Below are 506 nucleotides of genomic sequence, written 5' to 3' on the forward strand. Positions count from 1 at the left end.
TGTCGCGCGGCGATCAGGATGGAAGAGCGCGTCAATCAAGGTGAGAGAGTTTCGCCGGGCTCGTGACGCAGGGAGGGCGTAGCCCGACCGGAGTTACGAGCCCGGCGTCGGCGCGATCCGAGAGTGGACCGCGCCGACTGGTGATCGCGGCCGGCAGGTTATGCAAGTGGTTCTTCCGCCAAGAGGAATCACTCGCTTGCCCGGCCGACACATCACAGATCACCAGATGAGGCTCTACATGAAGTACCGTCAGACCGATAGCCAGCCAGTGGCCGCCGCCAAGGCGTCATTCAGCACATCGACCGCTTACCGGATCGAGAAGAATCCGCGTCTTCCTTCGCAGAGGATCAGTCGCGGCCGGCGCCGACCGGACCCTTTGGCCGATGTTTTTGAAGCCGAGATCGTACCGATCCTGAAGGCGGCACCCGGCGTGCGCCCGGTGGCGATCTTCGAAGAGATGCTCCGCCGTTATCCTGATCTCGGCGCCGGCGTCCGTCGCACCCTAG

At 63.6% G+C, this 506-nt stretch carries 1 pseudogene; it reads left to right on the plus strand.

Annotated elements, in window-relative coordinates:
* Positions 1 to 160 precede the first annotated feature (160 nt).
* Positions 161 to 506 (plus strand): annotated as a pseudogene (locus tag AAFX91_RS42400) (IS21 family transposase); the annotation flags it as partial.

The sequence above is a fragment of the Bradyrhizobium sp. 31Argb genome, from assembly GCF_043638955.1.
Lineage (GTDB): Bacteria > Pseudomonadota > Alphaproteobacteria > Rhizobiales > Xanthobacteraceae > Bradyrhizobium.